General features: G+C 72.0%; 10 protein-coding genes and 2 tRNA genes. 2 read left to right on the top strand and 10 right to left on the bottom strand.

From position 1 onward, the window contains the following. Positions 1-284: 284 nt before the first annotated feature. Complete coding sequence (locus tag ACFY04_RS32450) at positions 285-1,304, top strand: adenosine deaminase (RefSeq protein ID WP_030767260.1); 1,020 nt, start codon at positions 285-287, stop codon at positions 1,302-1,304. On the opposite strand, the gene ACFY04_RS32445 is transcribed toward ACFY04_RS32450, so the two are convergent. The 10 genes from ACFY04_RS32445 to ACFY04_RS32400 form a co-directional block, all read right to left on the bottom strand. Next, positions 1,294-1,710 (bottom strand): hypothetical protein, encoded by a 417-nt coding sequence (locus ACFY04_RS32445; protein WP_030011236.1) that lies wholly within the window; start codon positions 1,708-1,710, stop codon positions 1,294-1,296. The genes ACFY04_RS32450 and ACFY04_RS32445 overlap by 11 nt on opposite strands. Positions 1,711-1,726: 16 nt before the next feature. Continuing rightward, entirely contained in the window at positions 1,727-2,866 is a 1,140-nt protein-coding gene (locus ACFY04_RS32440; protein WP_389122292.1) for a UDP-N-acetylmuramate dehydrogenase, read from the bottom strand. After that, entirely contained in the window at positions 2,863-3,261 is a 399-nt protein-coding gene (locus tag ACFY04_RS32435) for a DUF3291 domain-containing protein (protein ID WP_389122268.1), read from the bottom strand. The genes ACFY04_RS32440 and ACFY04_RS32435 overlap by 4 nt, the downstream gene beginning before the upstream one ends. Before the next feature lie 41 nt (positions 3,262-3,302). Next, entirely contained in the window at positions 3,303-4,748 is a 1,446-nt protein-coding gene (locus ACFY04_RS32430; protein WP_389122290.1) for an MFS transporter, read from the bottom strand. Positions 4,749-4,826: 78 nt separating this feature from the next. Beyond that, the gene (locus ACFY04_RS32425) at positions 4,827-5,396 is read right to left on the bottom strand and encodes a TetR/AcrR family transcriptional regulator (RefSeq protein ID WP_389122266.1); all 570 of its coding nucleotides are present in this window, start codon (positions 5,394-5,396) and stop codon (positions 4,827-4,829) included. Positions 5,397-5,614: 218 nt separating this feature from the next. Beyond that, positions 5,615-6,043, bottom strand: coding sequence for a MaoC family dehydratase (locus ACFY04_RS32420; protein ID WP_389122263.1), 429 nt, complete (start codon positions 6,041-6,043; stop codon positions 5,615-5,617). Between the two features lies 1 nt (position 6,044). Then, positions 6,045-6,497 (bottom strand): MaoC family dehydratase N-terminal domain-containing protein, encoded by a 453-nt coding sequence (locus ACFY04_RS32415; RefSeq protein ID WP_189733406.1) that lies wholly within the window; start codon positions 6,495-6,497, stop codon positions 6,045-6,047. A 137-nt stretch (positions 6,498-6,634) separates the two neighbouring features. Then, positions 6,635-6,799 carry a 50S ribosomal protein L33 gene (gene rpmG / locus ACFY04_RS32410; protein ID WP_003956487.1) on the bottom strand — a complete coding sequence of 55 codons (165 nt, stop codon included), beginning with the start codon at positions 6,797-6,799 and terminating at the stop codon, positions 6,635-6,637. Between the two features lie 88 nt (positions 6,800-6,887). Next, a tRNA-Met gene (locus ACFY04_RS32405) sits at positions 6,888-6,960 on the bottom strand. A 47-nt stretch (positions 6,961-7,007) separates the two neighbouring features. After that, positions 7,008-7,080: transfer RNA gene (locus ACFY04_RS32400), tRNA-Thr, on the bottom strand. A gap of 344 nt (positions 7,081-7,424) precedes the next feature. On the opposite strand from ACFY04_RS32400, the gene ACFY04_RS32395 reads away from it, so the two are divergent. Then, positions 7,425-8,693, top strand: a complete 1,269-nt coding sequence (locus ACFY04_RS32395) for an amidohydrolase family protein (RefSeq protein WP_389122260.1) — start codon at positions 7,425-7,427, stop codon at positions 8,691-8,693. Positions 8,694-8,701: the final 8 nt, after the last annotated feature.

Genomic DNA, 8,701 nt, shown 5'->3' with positions numbered 1-8,701 from the left:
AGCCCCGCCGGCGATCGAGGCGCGGGGTCCGGGGCGGAGCCCCAATCCTTCGGCCCCGCCGCCACCTCCAGCCCCGCCGGCGATCGAGGCGCGGGGTCCGGGGCGGAGCCCCAATCCTTCGGCCCCGCCGCCACCTCCAGCCCCGCCGGCGATCGAGGCGCGGGTCCGCGCAGCGCCCGGAGGGCTCCCGCGCAGCGGCCCCGGCCCCCGCTCACGCGTTCGCGCAAGCCCCCGATCGGTAAAACCCCCTCCCGCCGAGCGCAGCGGTACGGCAGGATCACCAGATGGAGCACGCACGCGATCTCACGCTTCTGCCCAAGGCCCACCTCCACCTGCACTTCACCGGGTCGATGCGGCCATCGACCCTGCTGGAGCTCGCCGACAAGTACGGCGTGCGCCTCCCCGACGCCCTCACGGCCGGGGAGCCGCCCAAGCTCCGCGCCACCGACGAGCGCGGCTGGTTCCGCTTCCAGCGGCTCTACGACGCCGCCCGCTCCTGCCTGCGCGAGCCCGACGACATCCGGCGCCTGGTCCGCGAGGCCGCGGAGGAGGACGTACGGGACGGCAGCGGCTGGCTGGAGATCCAGGTGGATCCCACCTCCTACGCCCCCCTGCTCGGCGGGATGATCCCGGCCGTCGAGATCATCCTCGACGCCGTCGACGCGGCCTCCCGTGAGACCGGCCTCGGCATGCGGGTCCTCATCGCGGCCAACCGCATGAAGCACCCCCTCGACGCCCGCACCCTCGCGCGCCTCGCCGTCCGCTACGCCGACCGCGGCATCGTCGGCTTCGGTCTCTCCAACGACGAGCGCCGCGGCATGGCCCGCGACTTCGACCGGGCCTTCGCCATCGCCCGCGAGGGCGGCCTCCTCGCCGCACCGCACGGCGGTGAGCTCACCGGTCCGTCCTCCGTCCGCGACTGCCTCGACGATCTGCACGCCTCCCGCATCGGGCACGGGGTGCGGGCCGCCGAGGATCCCCGGCTGCTCAAGCGGCTCGCCGACCGGCAGATCACCTGCGAGGTCTGCCCGGCCTCCAACGTCGCCCTCGGGGTCTACGAGCGGCCCGAGGACGTCCCGCTGCGCACCCTCTTCGAGGCCGGGGTCCCCATGGCGCTGGGCGCCGACGACCCGCTGCTCTTCGGGTCCCGGCTCGCGGCCCAGTACGAGATCGCCCGCCGCCACCACGCCTTCACGGACGCGGAGCTCGCCGAGCTGGCCCGCCAGTCGGTGCGCGGCAGCGCGGCGCCCGAGGAGGTGCAGGCCAAGCTGCTGGCGGGGATCGACCACTGGCTCACCGGGTGAGCCGCAGGTCCCCCTCGTAGCAGTCGGCGCGTACCCGCCCGCCGTCCAGGAAGCCGATCTCCAGGTGGGTGCGGCCCTGCTCGGGCAGGGCGAACTCGGCGACCGAGGCGACGGTCTCGCCAAGGTGCCGCAGGAAGGGGTGGTCGCCGAGGTCCTCACCGACCTCGATGCGGCCCCACTCCCCCATGTCGTACGCCGCGTGCGGGGTGGCGGACTCGACGATGAGGCACTGGTCGGATCCGGTGGTGATCCGGATGGTGTCGCCGATGCTGTCGATCAGCCAGACGTCGAGGGGCGCCTCGGAACGTTCACCGTCGCTGATGTGCCAGGACGCGACGACTCGGCTGAGCGTGCGCCCCACGAGACGGGTGGGGTCCGTACCGGCCCCGTGCAGGGGACAGAGCATGGGCGGCCGGGGCTCCTCAGATGCTGACGCCGACCGTCACCGGCTCGTTGACCAGGGTGACGCCGAAGGCCGCGTGGACGCCCGCGACGACCTCGCGGGCCAGGGTGAGGAGGTCCTCGGTGGTGGCCTCGCCACGGTTGGTGAGGGCGAGGGTGTGTTTGGTGGAGATGCGCGCCGGGCCGGTGCCGTAGCCCTTGGTGAAACCGGCCTTGTCGATCAGCCAGGCCGCGCTGGTCTTCGTACGGCCGTCGCCGGCGGGGTACGCGGGCGGGGCGGTGTCGGGGCCGAGGCGGTCCTGGGCGCGGGCGAGGAAGGCGGCGTAGGCCTCGTCGGTCAGGATCGGGTTGTGGAAGAAGGAGCCGGCCGACCAGGTGTCGTGGTCGGCGGGGTCGAGGACCATGCCCTTGCCGGCGCGCAGCCGCAGCACCGTCTCGCGGGCGGTGGCGGCGGGGACCCGGTCGCCGGCCTCGACGCCGAGGGCGCGGGCGGTCTCGGGGTACTTGATCGGCGCGGACAGGCCGCCGGCGTCCTCCAGGGCGAAGCGAACGCGCAGGACGACGTAGCGGTCGGGCTGATCCTTGAAGGTGCTGTTGCGGTACCGGAAGGCGCACTCGGCGGCGCTCAGAGTGACCGTTTCGCCTGTGGTGCGGTCGTAGGCGACGACCTCGGTGATCGTGTCGCAGACCTCCTGGCCGTACGCACCGACGTTCTGGATCGGGGTGGCGCCGGCCGAGCCGGGGATGCCCGCGAGGCACTCGATGCCGGCGAGGCCGGCTTCGACGGCGCGGGCGACGGCGTCGCTCCAGTTCTCGCCCGCGGCGACCTCCAGCCGCGTCCCGTCCAGGTCGAAGCCGGTGGTCGCGATGCGCAGGGCGATGCCGTCGAAGCCCCGGTCTCCGATGACCAGGTTGCTGCCGCCGCCGATGACCAGGAGCGGGGTGCCGCTCTCGTCCGCGGCGCGCACGGTGGCGACGACCTCGGCGTCGGTGGTCGCGGTGACCAGGCGGGCGGCGGGACCACCGAGACGGAAGGTGGTCAGCGGGGCGAGGGGGGCATCGTGGAGTTCCTGCACGTGGACAAGAGTACGGTCCGTGCCCCTCGCATCCCTGCGGGGCCACGGACCGTACTCACTCGTCCCCCGTACCGGCCGGGTCAGTAGCCCGTCTTCTGCTCGGCGAGGCGGCGTTCTGCCTCGGCCCAGGTGAGGGGGAGCTCGTCGGCCCGCACGGTCCAGTAGGTGAAGGCCGATTCCTTCATGTACGCGCTGGCGGCGCGGGAGCTGGCGCGGTGGGGCTCGCTGCGGGCGAAGCGGTAGAGCGCGTCCCGGTCCTCCCAGGCGGAGAGGGTGAGGAAGGTACGGCTGAAGACGCGGGCGCGCAGGGCGACACCGTGGGCACCGGGGGCCTTGCGGAGCTGCAGGATGATGCCGGGCGCCTTGAGGAAGAACCTGACGGCGCCGGCGAGCGTGGCGGTCTCGAAGCGGGAGGCCATGACGTAGACCTCGGCGTCGGGGGCGGCCTGGGTGGGCGTGGACCAGGGGATGTCGGGCATGGCGGGCGCTCCTTGGCGGTCTGGGTCGGGTCTGGGCGGGGTCAGCCGGCGGCGGGGACCTTCTCCGGGACGGGAGTGGTCCCGCTCGCGAGCACCGGGGCGGCCTTGGCCTTGCGGGGCACGAGCAGGGCCAGGGCGGCGGCGAGGGCGACCGCGCCGGCGCCGATCCACAGGGCGGGGATGGTGCCGTCGGTGAAGGCCTGCGGGGATTCGTAGCCGCCCTGGGAGGAGAAGACGGAGGCCAGGACCGCGACGCCGAGGGCTCCGCCGACCTCGCGCAGCGCGTTGTTGGTGCCGGAGGCCTTGCCCTGGTCGGCCGGGGCGACGGTGGACATCAGGACGTTGGCCGCGGGGGCGAAGTAGAGGGCCATACCGATCCCGCTGAGGATCAGCGGCGGGAGCTGGGCCGCGTACGAGACGTCCGCGCTCAGGATCGCCGCGAACCAGCCGAGACCGAGGGCCTGGAAGGCGAGCCCGGCGGCGACGACGGGGCGGCCGCCGATGCGGTCGGAGAGGATCCCGGCCAGCGGGGCGATGATCATCGGCATTCCGGTCCAGGGGAGCATGCGCAGACCGGCCTCGGTGGGCGAGTAACCGGCGACGCCCTGGAGGAACTGGCTGAGCAGGAAGATCGAGCCGAACATGCCGAGGAACATGAGCAGGCTGGCCAGGTTGATCCCGAGGAAGCCGCGGTCACGGAAGAGCCGCATGGGGAGCATGGGGTTGGCGTTGTTGAAGCCGTGGTGGATGAAGCCGCCGACGAGCGCGCTGCCGACGATCAGGCCGGTCAGGACGGGGGCGCTGGTCCAGCCCTCGGAGTTGGCGTTGACCAGGGCGTAGACGATGCCGAAGAGGCCGCCGCTGATGAGCAGGGTGCCCGGGATGTCGAGGCGCGCGCCGGGGGCGGTGGACTCGGCGAGGCGCAGGCGGGCGAGCGGGATCAGGGCGAGGCCTATCGGCACGTTGAGCCAGAAGATCCACTGCCAGGAGATGTGCTCGGTGAGGCTGCCGCCGATGAGGGGGCCGCTGGCGACGGCGAGGCCGGTGACGGCGCCGTAGATCCCGAGGGCCATGCCGCGGCGTGCGGCCGGAACGGCGGCGGTGAGCAGGGTGAGCGTGAGCGGCATCATGATCGCCGCGCCGACGCCCTGCACGGCGCGGGCGGCGATGAGCGCGTCGATGCCGGGCGAGAGAGCGGCCGCGGCGGAGGCGCCGGTGAAGACCGCGAGGCCCGCGATGAACAGCCGGCGGCGGCCGAAGCGGTCCCCGAGGGCGGCACCGAACATGAGGAGGACGGCGAAGGTGAGTGTGTACGCGTTCACCGTCCACTCCAGGTCCTCCAGCTTGCCGCCGAGGTCCTCACGGATGGCGGGGAGGGCCGTGGTGACGACCAGGTTGTCGAGTGCGGCCATGAAGCTGGCCACGCCGGTGAGGACGAGGGCCCAGACGGCGGGCCCCCGGAGCTTGGTGTCTTGCGTCTGCACGATGTCCCCCTGCGAATTGTTAGTTATTGCTGACTAACTTTCATGGCCATGAAAATGCGCGCGAGCAGATCGCGCGCGCCCTCACTTCTCCAGACGGCGCTTGGCGCGCGCCGTCGGATAGAGCCCCTCCCAGACCCGGTGCTCGGGCGGGAAGCCCATGGCGGCAAGGGTGTTGATCAGCATTCCGTACGCCATGAAGGTCGTGGTCTCGCCGATGTCCCCGCCGAAGGGCACGTGGACCGTGTCCCAGAGCTCCATCCAGCCCTTGCGCACGAGCTCGCCGAGCTCGTGGTCCCCGGCCGCCTCGGCGGCGGCGACGGTGACGTACATCTGGAGCTGCATCTGGAGCTTGTCGGGATCCTCGGCGATCAGCCGGGTGTAGGCGTTCGCCATCGCCTGCGTGGCTTCCTCCCCCTGCAGCCCTTCGGCGGCGGCGGCGAAGAGGTCGCGCGTCTCCCTCAGGCAACGCTCGGCAGCGGCCAGGAAGATGGCCTGCTTACTGGGGAAGAGCCGGAAGAGATACGGCTGCGAGACACCCACCCGCCTGGCGATCGCCTCGGTGGAGGTCCCGTAGTAACCCCCACGCGCGAACTCATGCACCGCCGCGCGAATGACGCTCTCACGCCGCTCGTCTGCGCTCATCCTGACCATGAGGCAAAGTTAGTGCTCAATCACTAACTATGTCAAGGGGTGAGGTCGGGGCGGGGGTGGGGCGGGCGGGTCTCCCGACCCCGCCCGGCCGACTCCCCACACCCGCAGCCCCGTCACACCTCCCGACACCGCCCGCTCCCCCACCCCCGACCCCGCCCAGCAAAAAGGGCGGAGGCGCCATCCAGGTGCCCCCGCCCCGCCTGCTTCGCTTCGTCGGCTCAGGCCAGTTCGACCACCGCGCGGGACATGCCCAGGACCTTCTGGCCCGCGCTCGTGGCCGTCAGGTCGACCCGGACGCGGTTGTCGTCCAGCTTCGCGGCGACCTTCGCGGCGACCTCGATCAGCCCGCCCTGGTCGTCGTTGGGGACCACGACCGGCCTGGTGAAGCGCACGCCGTACTCGACCACCGCGCCCGGGTCGCCAACCCAGTCGGTGACCACGCGGATCGCCTCGGCCATCGTGAACATGCCGTGCGCGATCACGTCCGGCAGTCCGACCTCCTTGGCGAACTTCTCGTTCCAGTGGATCGGGTTGAAGTCGCCCGAGGCGCCCGCGTACTGGACGAGCGTGGCGCGCGTCACGGGGAAGGACGCCGCCGGCAGCTCGGTGCCGACCTCGACGTCGGAGTACTGGATCTGCGCTGCCATGTCAGGCCTCCTCGGGGGCGCGGGAGACGAGCTTCGTCCACGCCGTCACCACGTGCTCGCCGGTCTCGTCGTGGACCTCGCCGCGGATGTCGATGACGTCATTGCCCGCGAGCGATTTCACGGACTCGATGGTGGAGACCACCGACAGCCGGTCACCGGCACGCACGGGGCGGGAGTACGCGAACTTCTGGTCACCGTGCACGACGCGGCTGTAGTCCAGTCCCAACTGCGGGTCTTCGACGACCTGGCCGGCGGCCTTGAAAGTGATCGCAAACACGAAAGTCGGCGGAGCGATCACATCGGGGTAGCCGTACGACTTCGCGGCCTCGGGATCGCTGTAGACGGGATTGGTGTCACCCACCGCAGCCGCGAATTCGCGGATCTTCTCCCGGCCGACCTCGTACGGATCGGTGGGCGGGTAGCTCCGCCCCACGAAGGACTGGTCGAGAGCCATGACTCACTACCTCCTGTTGAAGGGACACGAATGACGCAAGAACAAAGACAGGAACGGGCACGGAAACGACACAAGGCCGCCCCCCAATGAAGGGGACGACCTCATGACGGTGCCTGTTATTCGAGACTTCGCTAGGGTCAGCGGGTCTCGCGGTGCGCGGTGTGCGAGTTGCAGCGCGGGCAGTGCTTCTTCATCTCAAGACGGTCCGGGTTGTTACGCCGGTTCTTCTTGGTGATGTAGTTCCGCTCCTTGCACTCCACGCAGGCCAGCGTGATCTTCGGGCGGACGTCGGTGGCAGCCACGTGAGTGCTCCTTGACGGAAATTGGGACGGATGAACGCATACAAGAGTAGCCGACCGGGAGACCGACCCCGCAATCGGCTACTGTGTGTAGCGGCGACCGGACTTGAACCGGTGACACAGCGATTATGAGCCGCTTGCTCTACCGACTGAGCTACGCCGCTTTGATGTGATCAGCTCCCACCCGAGGGTGGGGAACCTCTCTCACCAGAGCCCCAATGCGGAATCGAACCGCAGACCTTCTCCTTACCATGGAGACGCTCTACCGACTGAGCTATTGGGGCGAGCGATGAAGACATTACACGGTTGCCTGCCGATCGCCCAAATCCTTTGCGGGGACAGGGCTCCGAGGGGGTTCGCGCGCCGCTCTCGATCAACCCACCGATCACTTCCGCCCCACTTCTCGGGCGGATTGTGGGCGGGCTCACACTCCGGCGCCCGCCGATCGGAGCCCTGGAGCCCGTCGGGGCGCACGCGCGGGCGCTCCGGCGCGTGGCACCACAACCGGTACGACTATTGCGCTCTTCCGCGAAGCGGGGTGCGCCGCGCCCTAGGCTCTGAGCACGCTGCGTGATCTTGGGCCGCGGGCCACGGCTCCAGGAACCGCCCGAGCCACCGCAGGAGCGCGATGTCCGACAGCCAGCCGCAGCAGCCGTTCCAGTCCCCCCGCGGCGGAAACGGCAACGCGGCCGCAGCCGAGGCCACCACCCTGCTGCTCGCCGGGGCGCGCCTCACCGACGGCCGTACCGTCGACGTCCGTCTCGGCGGCGGCCGGATCCAGGCCGTCGGCACCACCGGCAGCCTCCCGTCCCCCGCGCCGGCCAGGGTGGACCTGACCGGCTACCTGCTGCTCCCCGCCCCCGCCGAGCCGCACGCCCACGGGGACACCGCGCTGACCGCCGATGCCGAGGGGCCCGTCTCGTACGCCCCCGACGAGGTCCAGCGCCGGGCCACCGAAGCCGCCCTGCTCCAGCTCGGCCACGGCGCCACCGCGGTCCGCTCCCACGTCCGCATCGGCGACGTGCACGGCCTCGGCCCCATGGAAGCCGTGCTCCAGGCCCGCCGCTCCCTGCGCGGGCTCGCCGACCTCACCGCCGTGGCCGTACCCCGGCTGCTGACCGGGGTGGCCGGCGCGGACGGGCTGGCCATGCTGCGGGACGCGGTCAAGATGGGCGCCTCCGTGATCGGCGGCTGCCCGGACCTGGACCCGGACCCGACGGGCTTCCTCGAGGCCGTCCTGGAGCTCGCCGACGAGCACGGCTGCCCCGTGGACCTGCACACGGACGGTGACGACCCGGGCCGCCTCGCCCGGCTCGCGGCGATGGCCGGCGGGCTGCGCCCCGGAGTGACCATCGGACCCTGCGGCGGGCTGTCCCGGCTCCCGATGGACGTGGCCGCCCGCGCCGCCGACCAGCTGGCCGCGGCCGGCGTGCGGGTCACCTGCCTGCCCCAGGGCGACTGCGCGGCCCTGGAACGCCGCGGCCTGCGCACCGCCCCCGTCCGGCTGCTGCGGGCGGCCGGGGTGCGCGTCGCGGCCGGCAGCGGGGCGCTGCGGGACGCCGGGAACCCCGTCGGCCGCGGGGATCCGCTGGAGGCCGCGTACCTGCTGGCCTCCCAGGGAGGGCTCCGGGCGGCCGAGGCGTACGAGTCCGTCAGCGGCTGCGCCCGCGAGGCCATGGGCCTGCCGCAGGTCCGGGTGGAGGCCGGGTTCCCGGCGGAGCTGCTCGCCGTACGCGGGGACCGGATCGCGGGCGTGCTGTCCCTCGCCTACAGCCGGATCGTGATCCACCGCGGGCGCGTGGTAGCCCGTACGAGTGCCGTACGGGAGTACTGCGACTCCGCCGTCGCGGTGGCTCTGGACCTGCCCCGGCAGGGCCGTACGGAGGCGGGGCCCTGAAGTTCGGC

Source organism: Streptomyces sp. NPDC001549, from assembly GCF_042894025.1.
GTDB classification, from domain to species: domain Bacteria; phylum Actinomycetota; class Actinomycetes; order Streptomycetales; family Streptomycetaceae; genus Streptomyces; species Streptomyces kutzneri.
The sequence above is the reverse complement of the archived record's forward strand: the minus strand, read 5'-3'. Positions and strand labels throughout refer to the sequence as shown.